The sequence below is a fragment of the Solibacillus sp. FSL K6-1781 genome, from assembly GCF_038630735.1.
Taxonomy (GTDB): domain Bacteria; phylum Bacillota; class Bacilli; order Bacillales_A; family Planococcaceae; genus Solibacillus; species Solibacillus silvestris.
The window spans coordinates 3,643,513-3,657,694 of the sequence record NZ_CP152038.1 but is presented as its reverse complement, the minus strand read 5'-3'; the positions used below and the strand labels follow the sequence as shown (position 1 = coordinate 3,657,694).

Sequence of the window (14,182 nt, the reverse complement as noted above, 5' to 3'; positions counted from 1 at the left end):
AAAATTCCTGAAACAACAGCATTCACCTAGTATGATCGGAAATAGTTTATGAAATCGAGAAATTAGGGAATGGTATAAAGGTGAATTAAAAATTTGGAGGATGACTTATGGTTAAAACAGTTTCAAATAAATCTAACGTACAATGTCAAAGTGAATATGGAATTTTAAAACAAGTCGTATTATGCGAGCCTAAATATATGGAAATTAAAGAAGTGATAAATGATGTTCAAAAAAAATATGAAGATGACAATATTGATCAAGAACTTGCCGTTAAGCAGCACCGAAACTTTGAGCAAGCGTTACGTAATGCCGGTGTAGAAATAATTAAACTGCCGCCTAGTAAAGACCATCCGGAACAAGTGTTTACAAGAGATATTGGTTTTACAATTGGAAACCATTTGTTTGTTTCTGAAATGGCCAATCCTATCCGTCAAGGTGAAGAGGAAGTATTGGCTCAATGGCTGAACAACAATAAAATCTCTTATAAAAACCTTTCTTTACATTCCATTGAAGGTGGCGATGTGATTGTTGATGGCAATAGGGTCTTTGTCGGAATTAGTGATCGTACATGCAAAAAAGCAATTCAAAATTTACAAAAAGAATTACCCGATTATGAAATTATTCCGATACCGTTTAACCCAAAATATTTACATTTAGACTGTGTATTCAATATTCTCTCATCAGAAGATGCTCTTATTTTTCCGGAAGCGTTCGAACCAAAAATAGTCAATCTTTTATCGAGTATGTATCATTTGATCGAAGTAAGTGAAAGCGAGCAGTTTTCAATGGGGACGAATGTGCTTTCTATTGGACAAAACCGTGTGCTGAGCTTGCCGGTTAATCGTGATGTGAATTATCAAATGAAACAGCATGGTTATGAAGTGCTGGAAGTTGATTTCTCAGAAATTATTAAATCTGGCGGCTCATTCAGATGCTGTTCGATGCCAATTTTACGGCAATAAAAATTTGATGCCTTCCAATTATCGATGCGAATAACCTTATTCGCACTTCGTTTTTACTATATGTCATTTATACAACACTCATTCTAAAAGTTGTGCTTCCCGCACTTCCTTTTTAGTGTATATTTAAGGTGAATACGCAAAAAAGATTGCAGCAGTGACTGCGCTTTTTGAAAGGAAGGTACAATGAAGAGAATTATTTTATCGACTGAGAGTGGCGCGGATTTACCGAAGGACCTAGTTGAAAAACATCAAATTCAAGTAGTACCGATGCACGTTATTATGGATGGGAAAGATTATTTGGATGGTGAGCTGTCTGTAGAAGAAGTTTTTGATTTTTATGATCGAACGAAAACAATACCGTCTACAGCTGCGACGAATGTCCATGAATATCAAGATTTGTTTACAAATATTCGATTAAAGTTTCCTGAAAGCATTATTATTCACATTGGCTATACGTCAAAAGCATCTGCTTCCTTTCAAAGTGCGGTAATTGCGGCAGAAGATTTTGACGATCTTTATCTTATTGATACGTTAAATGTAACGGGTGGATTAGGTGCAGTGGTGATGTATGCAGCAAATTTGCTTGAAGAAGAACCTGAGATTAGCCATCAGTACTTAATTGAAAAAATCAATTCAATCGTTCCTAAAACAAGACTGGCTTTCTTGCCAGGAAGTTTAGACTTTTTAAAAGCCGGGGGACGGGTGAGTAATCTCGCATATATCGGTGGCGCATTGCTTAAAATAAAGCCTTGCATCGAGTTAAAAGAGGGGAAACTTGTTTCAACTAGAAAATACCGTGGCAAAATGGATAGTGTGGCAGAAAAGCTTATGAACGATTATTTCAATGAATACGATATAGATCGTAAACAGTTATATTTAATTTACTCGATAGGACTTGATGAACGTATTAAAGAACGTTTGGAAGAAGTCTCGAAGGAAAACGGCTTTGTGAATGTAAGATGGATGCAGGCCGGAGCGATGATTTCTACTCATGCAGGTCCAGGGGGATTTGGTATTGCGGGGATAGAACGTTAGTGAACAAAATAAGAAAGAACCTGGAGTTTTAATTCCAGGTTCTTTTTTGATTATCACTTTTGCTCCTCCATGACACACTGCCTCGCTTTCAGATTAAATTTTAGATTGCTCCAAAAATATTCTGTTTAAGCATATTCAGTTCTTGATGGTCCTTTTGAGATTGATCATTCGCACTCATCGGGTTAACCCTCCAGTCACTTTGATTTGAAGTGAAATCTTTAATAGTATAGGCCTTATTTTATTTTTTAAACGTTAATCGAAAAAGTTTTTTTATAATACGATGGAGATTCCACGTAGGGCACCATTTAGGCAAAAATAAGAAAGAACCTGGATTTTTAATTCCAGGTTCTTTTTTTGATTACCACTTATGATCCTCCATGACACACTGCCTCGCTTTCAGATTAATTTTAGATTACTCCAAAAATACTCTGTGTAAGCTTATTCAGTTCTTGTTGGTCCTTTTGAGATTGATCTTTCGCACTCATCGGGTTAACCCTCCAGTCACTTAGATTTGAAGTGAAATCTTTAATAGTATAGGTCAAATATTTTTTTTTATACAAAAAAGTTTTAATATTTTCCCGTAAAATTATCTGGATACAAAGCGCTAAAAATTGTCTTCATATAAATAAATTGGTGTTTATTTGATTACAGCATACATTCATTAATTTTACGCAAAATAGATAAGAATCCAATTCGTTTTCGGAGGTGAAATAAGTTGGCGAAAAAAAGTAAAACAAGCTTCACTAAGAACAAAAAGGAAAAAAAGGACACGAACCGCCGTGAGGAGTATTCAAAAGAGTTTAATCAAGTAATTCATAATAACCCGCCGCAAGAAGTGACAAAGCATAGAGGAACATAAGGATGTGGTGCACCGGAATATCATTTTGATACCCGGTGCATGTGATTTTCGTAACTTATTGTTATAATATGTATAAGAAATATGAATACATAAAGGAAGATGAATATGACATTTGAAGAAATTTTGCCACGTTTAAAAAATGGAGAAAAAATAATCCGTAAAGGCTGGGGCGGTGCTGAACTATATGTAAAATATGTGCCGGCGACTACATTGGATGACTTAGACATGAACCCGTACTTTGTTATTAATGTAACTGGTGAAGGATATACAATGTTTACACCGACAGTTTGTGATATTTTAGCGGATGATTGGGAAATTGTTCTATAAGAAATTTACGCTGGCTTGTTTTATACAAGTCAGTTCTTTTTTTGGAGGGAATACAGTGGGAAACCGATTTGAAAATAAAGTGGTCGTCATAACAGGGACCGCATCCGGGATTGGTCGTGCACAGGCAGCTGCCTTTTTAATAGAAGGGGCCACTGTTGTTGGTATCGATATTCAGAAAGCAGCTATAACAGACGATAAGTATCATCACTATGTAGGAAGTGTAGCGGATAACCAATTTATTGAAGAAACGATTGGACAATTAAAGTCTATTGATATTTTATGCAATACAGCCGGCGTACTTGATGGTTATGCTCCGTCACTGGAGACAGAAGAAGCACTATGGGACAAAATCTTTAACGTGAATGTAAAAGGGATGTTCTTTGTAACGAACGCAGTATTAAAGAAAATGCTCAAACAAAAGCGCGGTATTATCGTAAATATGGCGTCCATCGCAGGAATGGTTGCTGGTGGCGGGGGAGCGGCATATACGGCATCCAAACATGCTGTAATCGGTTATACAAAGCAGCTTTCCTATGATTATTGTAAGGAAGGTATACGTGTGAATGGAATTGCACCGGGAGCGATTGAAACACCAATGAATGCGGCCGATTTTGAAGGGTCAGGAGAAATGGCGAAATTAGTTGCAGAGCAAACACCGGCTGGTCGATGGGCAAAGCCGGAAGAAGTTGCAAATGTTACGTTATTTTTAGCGAGTGAAGCAAGCGATTATATGCATGCAACAATATTACCGGTCGATGGTGGATGGATGAACAAATAAAGTATTGCCATTATTTAATATTTACTCCATAATGAATTGGTGCAAAATCATACTATGGCACTTTGGCAGGGTACTAGCACCCATGCTCCTTTGGTCATAGTTATCAGTAAAATAGCAACTAGCTATTTTATAAAGGAGGAAATTAAATAATGGAAAATTCTGTTTCATCATCACGTGTCAACGTGCATGAAACAGCTAAAGTTGCGATCGTTGCTTCTCTTTATGTAGCAGTGACGCTTGTTTTGGCTGTCATAAGTTTCGGAGCCGTACAATTAAGGCTGTCGGAGATGTTTAACTATTTAGTTCTGTTCCATAAACGTTACATAGTAGCAGTAACATTAGGTGTGGTCATTGCAAACTTCTTTTCGCCGATGTGGTGGGTTGATGTACCGGTAGGCGGGATCGCTACACTGATTGTGTTAGTAATTTGCCGTATCGTTACAAAAAATATGAAAAACTTAGTGTTGAAAATTATTGTAACCGGAGTTATTTTTACAGCATCCATGTTTACAGTGGCAGCACAGCTGATGGTCGTTTTTGATATGCCATTTTGGCCAACGTACGGAATGGTAGCAGTGGGGGAAGCCTTTTCAATGCTAGTAGGCGGCGTCACAATTTATTTATTGCAAAAGAAAATTGATTTTACTAAATAATAATTAAAAAACCGTTAAATATAAGAAGCAGACAGTTCAAAAATGAATGTCTGCTTTTATTTTTGCATTAAGTGAAATATTCCAGCTTTGCATTTGGAAAAAATTTTCCCATGTAGCTGTAGAGTGTTTCTTTCATTTCATCTTCTTCGTCCTTTTGGTAAATATACTTACTGATTCCGTATTTTCCCCACTTCACTCGTCTTGCTGATTCGTCCAGCTTTAGCTTCGTCTTCGGGTAGTTTTTATTAATCACATTTTTAGCAGCCTTTGTAAAACGGTGCTGAATAAATTCGAATGTAATATCTTCCCGAACGTCTTGGGGGAGTTCGGCGTCAAGTCGTTCAAACATATGATAGTAACCATCCTGCCAACCGTCATGAAGATAAATCGGTGCTACGATAAACCCAAGCGGATAGCCCGCTCTCGCTACTTTCCCGGCTGCCTCAATACGCTGGGCAAGCGAGGATGTACCTGGTTCAAAATTTCTAATAACATAATCCGCGTTAATACTAAAACGAAACCTCGTATGACCATTATGTTTAGCATCGAGTAAATGATCAACATGATGAAACTTTGTGACAAACCTTAACCTGCCCAGCTCGGTTTGACCAAAATGCTCTATCGCCTTCTTTAATGAATGGGTTAAGTGATCTAAACCTACAATATCGGAAGTACAGGCTGCTTCAAACCTTGTAATTTCAGGTGCACGTTCTTCAATATACCGGTCAGCCGCTTCAAATATTTCCTCGACATTCACATATGTGCGAATATACGGTTTGCTTCCCATTGTTGTCTGTAAATAGCAATAATGGCAGTGCCCCATACAACCTGTAGCAAGCGGAATAGCATATTCTGCGGAAGGCTTGGACGTATCAAACTTCAACGTTTTGCGAATACCAACGACAAGAGTGGATTTTGCAATTCGATACTTTTGCAAATCATTTTCTCCGGGAAAGTCCCGTATTTGATTATGGGAAGTTGTATACCGTATCTCAATGCCTAACGCTTCAAACTTTTCTTTTAGTTCTTTGCCAAGCGGATAGTCCAATGCTTTCGGTTCAAAATAAACAAGCTGAGGGATGAAAGGTTTATTCATGTTTTTTGCACAACACCTTCTCTTTATTTTGGTTTAGTTTGTCTTAAGAACAGGGATTTTATGAGGTGGGAATAATTGCAGCAGATAGCAACGGGAAGACATTTGCATATGTTCGTCCACTTAGATTTTATAAAAAAATAAGACCCCTTAAAATGGGTAACAAACATAAACTAACCATTTTGCGACATGTGTTAGATTTGTTGGAGGTAGGAGTCTTATTTAAATGGAATTTAAATGAATTGAAAAGTTCATATTATTTTTTTGTGAAGGGTGATTCCAAAAGAGAAATATATTTTTGTTGGATTGTGTTATATTGTTTTACTGGCTCTAATTCGTTTTTTTCAATCATTATGATGCGTTCTAACAGGTCATCTGTTAATTGTTGAGAACTTGTAGAAACGACTAAGTGCGGTAACCCTAATAATGCAGCGAAATCAAAAACTTTAAACCGATAGCCTAATGGGATAGAGGGGACATTTGCTATCAGAGATAGAATGTTGGCATATAGCTTGAAGTTAATCGTTGCTTTACACCTTGATAATTGAGTGATCAATTGCTGTTCGGTATAAAGGTTTTTGTCTAGTACTACATTGTCCGGATCATTAATTTTATTGTAAAGTCTTTCGCAATGTAGGATATCGTCAGTCCACACTGTGTAAATCAATATTTTATATCCTTTGTTAATTAATCTCTTCGCCGTTTCAACCAACTGTTCTTCTACTGATTCTTCATTTGCGCCGTATAAACGATTAAATGTTGTTCCCCAATTGATACCGATTATTTTTTCTTTTTCTGGAGTTTGCAATAAATGTGTATTTTGCAATAGTAAGGCAGGATCGCCAATCACTTTTACTTTTGCAGATATCTCATTGCCCACCATAAGTTCAATGGCCTTTTTAGTTAAGGGACCTCTGACCCCTACAAAAAGCGCATGTTCTAAAACCTCTTCTAGTACATCCACATCTTTTTGTGTAAAGCTTGGGTTTAAGGAAGTCAATTGATCATTTAACAGTAAGCCTAACGTTGGTTCTTCAATCCAATCTATTCCTGCTCCCCAAATGAGTACTGATTTTCCTCTATGAATGGCGTCTTGGAGAATTTGAAGATAGCCGGGCAAGAAGAGGGAGCCTCCACCTAATACAACCATATCAAATTCATCAAGATTTTTTAAATCAGTACCTGGAAGTGATGGCTTAATTGTGAATTTTCCCATGTCTAAATATTTGGCACATGTATCTTTAAACATATTCCACAATAGTTCATCACCCAAATTATTAAAGCCGATCCAGCCTATATATAATATATTTTTTATTCCATCCCACCCTATTTTCGTTTGTTGAGAGTAGATTTTTAAAATCTTTTTTACAATCGTCTGAATGTTAAACATTTCCTCGATAATCTCTCTGGCTTTTATTCCATTATGTCTGAGCTGCTCTGTATCTCTTAAAATTTTTTTTAGATCATCACTTAATTGATGTCTATTGCAAACAGCCTTTGAACCGTGATCTCCAAAATAATGACTCCATGCTTCTTGAAAATTGTTAGTATCCACAATACCGAAATAACCATGGTTCCCTACTGCAACCACTTGCTTTTCCGAAGCCATCGCCTCTAAAGCTACTCGCCCCGTGCCAACTACACAATCTGCAATTGAATAATAGGGGTGCATACTATTTTGTTCTCCTACTATATGGATAAAAGCCTCACCGCAAATTCCCTCAATTGTTCGAGCCAAAGATGTAATTTCATCCAACTTGTTTCCATCGCCTACCACTATGACATGAAGGTTAGGAATTTCACCTACTTTTAAATCCTTGCAAGCTCTTAAAAAAATGGAACAAACATGCGCCTTAGCCCATGTAATTCTACTTGCATACAGAAGAATGGGGGCATCTTCCGGTATTTTCAATTCATTTCTTATATCTCTTTCAGCGAGATCTATGGGATAGTCTTCTAAGTTGATTCCATTTGGTACTAAGAAAGGATGTTCTACACCGAATGTTTTTACATAGTCACATAATGGAGGGCTTACACAGATGACTTCATCTGATAATTTGAGAAGTTCCTCTATCTCATGATTTGGATAATACGTCCCATGTATTGTTATAATTGTAGGAATGTCTCTGTTTTTTGCTGCCTTTCCAGCCAAGTAGCCAGATGAAGTTTGATGAATATGAACATGGGATATTTTTTCTGTTTCAATAATTAGTTCAATTTGTTTTATCAATTCCGTCTCATAGGTTTCTTCCAAAGTAATCGATTTTGGAAATTCAATATGATATATGGGACAATTCAATGCCTCATATGAATTGACTAAATTACCTGTTTTATTAGCAACGATTGCCACAAAGATATTATTTTTAATAAGTTCTTTTGCCAGGCTTAATACATGAGTTTCAGTTCCGCCGATATAGAAGGCATCAACGGCAAGCAAAATCCTTTTTTCAGTCACTCTTCTCGCCTCCATAAAACGTCTTGGAGCGTTGCTGATCATGATTTCGATAGTAATAGAGAACATCTGTAAGATTATCTATCTTTAATTTTGCATTCAGAAATTTTACGATAAATTCATAATCTTCTGCACCGTTAATCCTTCGTGTAGGACCACCTATCATGTCAAAAACCTTTCCGCGAAATAAAATCGTTCCGTGACAGACACAATGACCTCCAGCCGCATAACATTCTTGTATAGAATCTCCGTATTGCAACCAATTAGATTTTTGTCCATCTTCTATTGAATCTGCGTTATAAAATACTTTGTAGTTTGCTCCAATTAAATCATAGTCTGGATTTTCCAGGAGAAAGTTTACCTGTTTATCTAAACGTAACGGGTGCGAAATATCATCGGCATCATTTACTGCAATATATTCGCCCGAGCTCATAAAATAGCCGACAGTAAGAGCACCGGCAAACCCTGTATTCACAGGAAGATTACATATAATAGTTTGAAAGTGGGGATTTGAATTTTCCAGCCACTTTTCAACTACGTCTAGTGTGTTGTCAGTAGAAGCGTCATTAACAATTATTACTTCAATTTTATCGTGTTTTTGACACTTCAGTCCATCTAGGCAATCTTCTATAAATTGCGCTGCATTATAGCATGGAATTACAACACTCACTAATCCTTCCTTCCTTTCCTTCATAGTTATCACCTCCCAATTATGATATGAACCTTATTTAATACCAACTGTGCGACATGCTTATATTTTATTGGGAATTATGGAAAATTGAATCTTTACCCAGAGAAGTTTCTGCAGTAAACATATCATTTAACATACCAACATAAAGGGGGGTGCAATATGGGGCAACTGCGTGCATTTCTTAATTCTTTGAAAGGGTCAAACCTTACAGTTACAACGGAATATTCAAAGGTAACCGGTATTTTAGTAGAAGTGGACTTGGACTTTATAACACTTAGAATGAACACGCATTTTCTATACATTCCATTAACCAGTATTGAAAATGTAGCTTATTAAAGAGGAGGTGGTGTAATGAGCCGCAAATTATTGAATACGCAGCTGGAGATGTTTTTAAAAAGGGAAATTACAGTAGCAGTAGGAGAAGACCTGATTACAGGAACATTGGAAGCGGTTAAACAGGACTTTCTAATTTTAACTGAATCTATTAATACCTACGAAAGGGAAAGTATAACAAGAATTATCGTTTTATCACAAATAAGCTATATACAAGTCCCACTGTAAGTAGAGGGGTATTAATCAAATATTGACCAAAAGGGCGGACTGTAATTGAATTTTTGGATCACAACTCTAAATGGGTTTGTACAACGCTAAAATATCACTTTTAATAAAAAGTGATATTTTAGCGAATATGAAATTTTTCGTACAGGTTACGAGGTTTAAAGTACCCGCAGTGCTACCTCCATCGTTTTCCCAGCGATTCATGTCACTGCTTTCATCATTTTCAATGTAATCTGCATGTTTGTCGTTTGGATGGGTATTTCCGCAACATTTCCGTAACTTCATTTTATTCATCATCCTTTTTATAATCATTCTTATTTAGTTTATGCAATAAAACCGTTTTAGTTAATGACTGAAGAAGGAGTAATGAATGTACCTACCAGGATCATCATCTATCTAACTTATTTTAGGTTTATAAATTTACATACAGCCTCTACATATTCTTTTTTAGGATAATTGAAATATAATTCGCTCGCTAACCGGACGGGATCGCCAAAGAAGAAACGTTCATATTGAGTTTGCCTAGTGCCAAATGAACTCATCGTTAAATCCCAAGCTAACCGGAATATTTTTACCCGTTCTTCAGCGGGTTTAGTTGCGGCTTGAAGATATTGATCTAAATCGCTTCTTATAGCAGAGTGAAATGCCTTTTCAGTTGGAAGTGTAATAATTCCGCTGGCACCAATGAGCTGAATGATTTCGGTGAGGCGGGCATAAATTTTCGAAAACGTATAACCGGCAACTTTCAATGGTAAAATTGCAGGTCGTAAATAGCCGTATTCATCTAGTGCTGCATCATTCTCCGATTTCTCCAATAGTGCTTTCATCGTTTCCAATCCAACGATAATTTCCGACATTTTTTCATGGATATGCTGATATTCATAAACTTTGATCGTATTGATGAGGAGTTCGGCAATTCCTAAAATAAATTCTGTTTTTACAATCTGCCTAATTAAAACTTGAGATTTGGCAAAATGATGAAAGCCACTTTGCATAATAAATTTTTCGGCAACCTCGACATTGTTGTAAAAAAAGACACGTTCCCATGGTACTAATACATTGTCAAATACGACAATGGAATCCATTTCTTCATATTTTGAGCTTAAAGGATGATCAAATGCAGACTCTCCGCCGATAAAAGAATCTCTGCAAATAAATCTTAAACCTTTCGTATTCGAGGGGACGGCAAAGGAAAAAGTTTCATCTTCACCAAATACAAGCTTACCAACATTAAATACAAATACTTCATCTGTTAATCCGCCTTGTGTTGCTAAAAGACGTGCGCCTTTTATGATGATGCCTTCTTCAGTCTCGGCGATAACCCTTGCCGAAATAGGTTCGTTCGTGTTTTCAATATAACTTTGAGAACGATTTACTTGAGGGGTAATAAACGTATGGGTAAGCGATAAATCATTTTCCCTTACGATTTCAAAAAATGCCAGAAGGTTTTCCGGGTAGCATTTTTCCTGGCCTTCAAGCATTGCAGCAGAGGAGGTGAAGCCCATTAGAACAGAGTTCAAGTAATCGGGACTTCTTCCTAAAATGCCATGTGTATGTCTAGCCCAATGTTCCATCATTTTTCGCCTTTTTATTAAATCCTCTTTCGTTTTGGGCATCAAATAAGAAAGGCCGACACGTTCTCCGGTAAGGGGGGATACGAAGGTCATTTCATCTTTTATTTTAGGATTGTGCTGTAAATCATAAAGGGAAGCTTTCGTCTGAATAAGTCCTTTAAAAACAGGGTGTTCAGATATCAACCCTTCCAACTTTTCACCGTCCAACCATATTTCATTATTTAACGCATTTAATCGGTTAATATAATTTTCACCATTAATTGCACCCATTCACCCACTCCTTAAGTTTCATGATCATCGTCCAGCCAATTACTTACTTATATGCAAATGTAGGCTTGAACTAAAACAAGGTAGCACTTTGTATGTTTGTATATACGCAACATATGTAAGGACAGGTTTTAAAGTGCTTCGTAATATGTGAATTTTTGAAAGGAAGCGTTAAGTAAATGCTGTATTCATCTATTTAATAAATAAAAAAGCATCCGGTTAAAACGCGTTTTTACACGTCCGAACCAGATGCCTACTATAATTTTAAGGGATAAATATTTTAGTTGACTTAGAGCAAAATTTCATTTTAACCTAACGTAAAATAATATGTCAATAAAATTTTTGTAATTTCTATAAAAAAATGTTATAATAGTCTTACAATTGTTTTCGGTGCGTATTATGTATTCTTTGTTCTTTTTGAATCATTATTAAGGATACGTATTTATGTACTTTTTTTATTCACGAGAGCAAAAATTTTAACAGTTGTCTAAGCTCTAAACTAGAGTTAATTATTGGCTGACGATTGAACGTAACTGTGTTTTTATTTTACAAGGAGGATTTAAATAATGAATCTAATCAATAAAAAAGTTACACATAAGCATTTCGGAATGGGTAGTATCGTTAAACAGAATGAATCAAGCATTGAAATACATTTCGCATCGGAAAGTAAAAAGTTTGTTTTCCCTGATGTATTTGGAAAGCATTTAGTACTTCACGATAAAGATGATGTGCAAACGCTAGAAAAAATCATTCAGAAAAAAGAACTTGAGCGAAGAGAAGAAGAATGGCAAAAAGAAGAGAAATTAAAACTCCAGCGTAAAAACCAGGAACAACGATTAATTCATGAAAAACATATGAAAAACTTTAAACTTCATCCAGAATCACAATTGGTTTTCTGGTGTGACACTGAAGAACAGCAAACAGCTTTTTCAGATTGGAAGGTTTTTTCGGGATTAACGAAGAGCGGTGTAAATAAAGGGAAGCCTGTAAAACCAATTCGTCTGCACCTGAACAGTGCTGTGTTGTTAACGGCAGTGGATGAAAACTCGCCTGAAAAGGAACGACGCATTTTAGGTGTGTATATGGTAGAAGAGAATTTTATCGGGAAATTGAGTGAAGATGGATATATTCCGGCACATTCAAAGTACAGAATTCAACTGACAGAACAGGAAGCTGAGCAAATGCTGTTCTGGAACTATTATGTAAACGAGAAGTTCACTCATAAAATGACGTGGAATACAGGTAAGCATCGTTATTTTGATAATGTATGGATGGCTCAAATTTTACGTGATATTGTTTCCTTGAAAACAGATCCTCAGGAAAAAGAGCTTGCTCAACAATTCTTTACACATTTCTGTAAAATGAATGAAATAACAGCGCAAGAATTACCACAGCCTAATGGTGCCTTAAAGCGTATTTAATTATATAGATATTTATAAAAAAGAACGAATTCCAAAGGGAGTTCGTTCTTTTTTAGTTTTAACTGGTACTTTAATCAAATATATAACGGATTACTTCAATTGCCTGATCAACAGTTTCCACTGTCACATTTGCTTTGTTGGATAACTCTTTTAAAGGGTGAATTAATGACTCGGGACGGATGATGATTGTCGGTTTATTCAATGCAATCGCTGTACTTACATCCATTGCGGTATTCCATTGTTTATACTTTTCACCGAATAATGCAATGACGATATCTGCTTTCTGCATTAATACCTGTATCCGGAAATTATTAATATCAGAAGCAGCATTGTCCTTATAATATGCAGAAGGCTGTATGCCTAAAATCTCCTCGCCAATATTGTCTGAACGATCGTGGTCTGTCTGTGGTGCTACAAACTGGAGTGGAAGATTTTTTACCTTCGCCTTTTGTGCGATTTCTTCACGCCAATTATCATGTATCTGTCCTGCTAAATAAACTGTTAGTTCCATACGAATGCCTCCTCTAATTTCTTGCCTTATATTCATACTAACGAATTCATCTATATATTTGAAGTAAACCCTCTGTTAAAGGATGGGAGAATGCATTGCTGAAATTATGATATGGTTGTAGAAGAGTACAATTGAAAATAGAAGATGATTTAAAGGAGGTACACAATGAAAATCGGTTTAATCGGCGCGGGTGCAATTGCTCATTTCCTGTTGGAAGAAATAAATGAAAAGAGGCAAGAAAACTTGCGTATTACAAGTGTTTTTGTGAGGGACAGGGAAAAGCATCATTTACTTGAATCCAATTATGGAGTAAAGCTGTACACGGAAATAGATGCATTTTTAGATTCAGAAATTGATATTGTTGTGGAGGCTGCAAATATTGAAGCAGTTCATACATTACTTCCGGCGGCAATCAGGAAAAAGGATGTTGTCTTAATTAGTATTGGTGCATTAGTGGATGAGGAACTGTTGGCAGAGCTGAACACCTTAGCGAATGAATTCAACCGAAGACTTTACTTGCCATCAGGTGCAATTGGAGGATTGGATTTACTGCAAAACGCCCATGTGCTTGGTACAGTTACATCCGTTGCGCTAACAACACGCAAACCGGCGAGCTCATTAATTGAGGAAACAATCGAGAAAGAGAAAGTGATATTTAAAGGGAGTGCGACAGAAGCGATCAGACGTTACCCTAAAAATATGAATATATCGATTGTGCTTGCGTTGGCTGGAATTGGATTTGACGAAACGAGTGTAACATTAGTGGCAGACCCGAAAATTGATAAAAACATTCACCAAGTTGAAATGACAGGGGATTTTGGGGAAGCAACATTTACAATTAAGAATAATCCGCTACCTGCAAATCCTAAAACGAGTTATTTAGCAGCGATGAGTATTTTAGGAACACTTAAAAAAATAAAACAGAAACTGCTAATTGGTTAATGAAGCAAAAAATCAATCTATTTATTAAAAGACAGCTTTTTAAATCATCTGCTTTTACT

General features: G+C 36.4%; 15 protein-coding genes. 10 read left to right on the top strand and 5 right to left on the bottom strand.

Features of this window, described 5'->3' with window-relative positions; all coding sequences use genetic code 11:
* The first annotated feature begins 107 nt into the window (after window positions 1-107).
* The 6 genes from MHH37_RS18605 (at window position 108) to MHH37_RS18580 (ending at window position 4,614) form a co-directional block, all read left to right on the top strand.
* Window positions 108-962, top strand: a complete 855-nt coding sequence (locus MHH37_RS18605) for a dimethylarginine dimethylaminohydrolase family protein (RefSeq protein ID WP_342574189.1) — start codon at window positions 108-110, stop codon at window positions 960-962.
* A gap of 183 nt (window positions 963-1,145) precedes the next feature.
* Window positions 1,146-1,997 carry a DegV family protein gene (locus MHH37_RS18600; protein ID WP_342574188.1) on the top strand — a complete coding sequence of 284 codons (852 nt, stop codon included), beginning with the start codon at window positions 1,146-1,148 and terminating at the stop codon, window positions 1,995-1,997.
* A 715-nt stretch (window positions 1,998-2,712) separates the two neighbouring features.
* Window positions 2,713-2,856, top strand: coding sequence for a hypothetical protein (locus MHH37_RS18595; protein WP_014822645.1), 144 nt, complete (start codon window positions 2,713-2,715; stop codon window positions 2,854-2,856).
* A gap of 105 nt (window positions 2,857-2,961) precedes the next feature.
* A complete protein-coding gene (locus tag MHH37_RS18590; RefSeq protein WP_008405570.1) occupies window positions 2,962-3,183 on the top strand; it encodes a DUF2829 domain-containing protein in 222 nt (73 codons plus the stop codon).
* 55 nt (window positions 3,184-3,238) lie between these two features.
* Complete coding sequence (locus MHH37_RS18585; protein WP_342574187.1) at window positions 3,239-3,961, top strand: 3-oxoacyl-ACP reductase; 723 nt, start codon at window positions 3,239-3,241, stop codon at window positions 3,959-3,961.
* 149 nt (window positions 3,962-4,110) lie between these two features.
* Window positions 4,111-4,614, top strand: coding sequence for a QueT transporter family protein (locus tag MHH37_RS18580; RefSeq protein ID WP_008405573.1), 504 nt, complete (start codon window positions 4,111-4,113; stop codon window positions 4,612-4,614).
* A gap of 67 nt (window positions 4,615-4,681) precedes the next feature.
* Here MHH37_RS18580 and splB read toward each other — a convergent pair whose 3' ends face one another.
* From splB to MHH37_RS18565, 3 genes are all read right to left on the bottom strand, one after another.
* Window positions 4,682-5,710 carry a spore photoproduct lyase gene (splB, locus tag MHH37_RS18575; RefSeq protein ID WP_342574185.1) on the bottom strand — a complete coding sequence of 343 codons (1,029 nt, stop codon included), beginning with the start codon at window positions 5,708-5,710 and terminating at the stop codon, window positions 4,682-4,684.
* Window positions 5,711-5,963: 253 nt separating this feature from the next.
* A complete protein-coding gene (locus MHH37_RS18570; RefSeq protein ID WP_342574184.1) occupies window positions 5,964-8,162 on the bottom strand; it encodes a polysaccharide pyruvyl transferase family protein in 2,199 nt (732 codons plus the stop codon).
* Window positions 8,155-8,853: a glycosyltransferase family A protein gene (locus MHH37_RS18565; protein ID WP_065217613.1), complete on the bottom strand. Its 699-nt coding sequence runs from the start codon at window positions 8,851-8,853 to the stop codon at window positions 8,155-8,157. Before MHH37_RS18565 ends, MHH37_RS18570 begins: the two co-directional genes overlap by 8 nt.
* Window positions 8,854-9,009: 156 nt before the next feature.
* Between MHH37_RS18565 and MHH37_RS18560 the strand changes: the two genes are divergently transcribed.
* Window positions 9,010-9,186: a DUF2642 domain-containing protein gene (locus MHH37_RS18560; RefSeq protein ID WP_008405580.1), complete on the top strand. Its 177-nt coding sequence runs from the start codon at window positions 9,010-9,012 to the stop codon at window positions 9,184-9,186.
* A 15-nt stretch (window positions 9,187-9,201) separates the two neighbouring features.
* Entirely contained in the window at window positions 9,202-9,411 is a 210-nt protein-coding gene (locus MHH37_RS18555; RefSeq protein WP_008405583.1) for a hypothetical protein, read from the top strand.
* 398 nt (window positions 9,412-9,809) lie between these two features.
* Here the strand turns inward: MHH37_RS18555 and hpaB are convergent, their stop codons facing one another.
* Window positions 9,810-11,252 (bottom strand): 4-hydroxyphenylacetate 3-monooxygenase, oxygenase component, encoded by a 1,443-nt coding sequence (gene hpaB, locus MHH37_RS18550; protein WP_342574183.1) that lies wholly within the window; start codon window positions 11,250-11,252, stop codon window positions 9,810-9,812.
* Window positions 11,253-11,815: 563 nt separating this feature from the next.
* Here hpaB and MHH37_RS18545 point away from each other — a divergent pair.
* A complete protein-coding gene (locus MHH37_RS18545) occupies window positions 11,816-12,670 on the top strand; it encodes a hypothetical protein (protein ID WP_008405590.1) in 855 nt (284 codons plus the stop codon).
* 70 nt (window positions 12,671-12,740) lie between these two features.
* Here MHH37_RS18545 and MHH37_RS18540 read toward each other — a convergent pair whose 3' ends face one another.
* Window positions 12,741-13,181: a YtoQ family protein gene (locus MHH37_RS18540; protein ID WP_342574182.1), complete on the bottom strand. Its 441-nt coding sequence runs from the start codon at window positions 13,179-13,181 to the stop codon at window positions 12,741-12,743.
* A 165-nt stretch (window positions 13,182-13,346) separates the two neighbouring features.
* Between MHH37_RS18540 and nadX the strand changes: the two genes are divergently transcribed.
* Window positions 13,347-14,123: an aspartate dehydrogenase gene (gene nadX, locus MHH37_RS18535; RefSeq protein WP_342574181.1), complete on the top strand. Its 777-nt coding sequence runs from the start codon at window positions 13,347-13,349 to the stop codon at window positions 14,121-14,123.
* The last annotated feature ends 59 nt before the right edge of the window (window positions 14,124-14,182 follow it).

Excerpts from the sequence above, each read along its gene's own strand:
- MHH37_RS18560 (WP_008405580.1), top strand. The coding sequence starts at position 9,010 with ATGGGGCAACTGCGTGCATTTCTTAATTCTTTGAAAGGGTCAAACCTT.
- MHH37_RS18555 (WP_008405583.1), top strand. The coding sequence starts at position 9,202 with ATGAGCCGCAAATTATTGAATACGCAGCTGGAGATGTTTTTAAAAAGG.
- MHH37_RS18540 (WP_342574182.1), bottom strand. The coding sequence starts at position 13,181 with ATGGAACTAACAGTTTATTTAGCAGGACAGATACATGATAATTGGCGT.
- splB (WP_342574185.1), bottom strand. The coding sequence starts at position 5,710 with ATGAATAAACCTTTCATCCCTCAGCTTGTTTATTTTGAACCGAAAGCA.
- MHH37_RS18580 (WP_008405573.1), top strand. The coding sequence starts at position 4,111 with ATGGAAAATTCTGTTTCATCATCACGTGTCAACGTGCATGAAACAGCT.
- nadX (WP_342574181.1), top strand. The coding sequence starts at position 13,347 with ATGAAAATCGGTTTAATCGGCGCGGGTGCAATTGCTCATTTCCTGTTG.
- hpaB (WP_342574183.1), bottom strand. The coding sequence starts at position 11,252 with ATGGGTGCAATTAATGGTGAAAATTATATTAACCGATTAAATGCGTTA.
- MHH37_RS18600 (WP_342574188.1), top strand. The coding sequence starts at position 1,146 with ATGAAGAGAATTATTTTATCGACTGAGAGTGGCGCGGATTTACCGAAG.
- MHH37_RS18605 (WP_342574189.1), top strand. The coding sequence starts at position 108 with ATGGTTAAAACAGTTTCAAATAAATCTAACGTACAATGTCAAAGTGAA.
- MHH37_RS18545 (WP_008405590.1), top strand. The coding sequence starts at position 11,816 with ATGAATCTAATCAATAAAAAAGTTACACATAAGCATTTCGGAATGGGT.
- MHH37_RS18590 (WP_008405570.1), top strand. The coding sequence starts at position 2,962 with ATGACATTTGAAGAAATTTTGCCACGTTTAAAAAATGGAGAAAAAATA.
- MHH37_RS18565 (WP_065217613.1), bottom strand. The coding sequence starts at position 8,853 with ATGAAGGAAAGGAAGGAAGGATTAGTGAGTGTTGTAATTCCATGCTAT.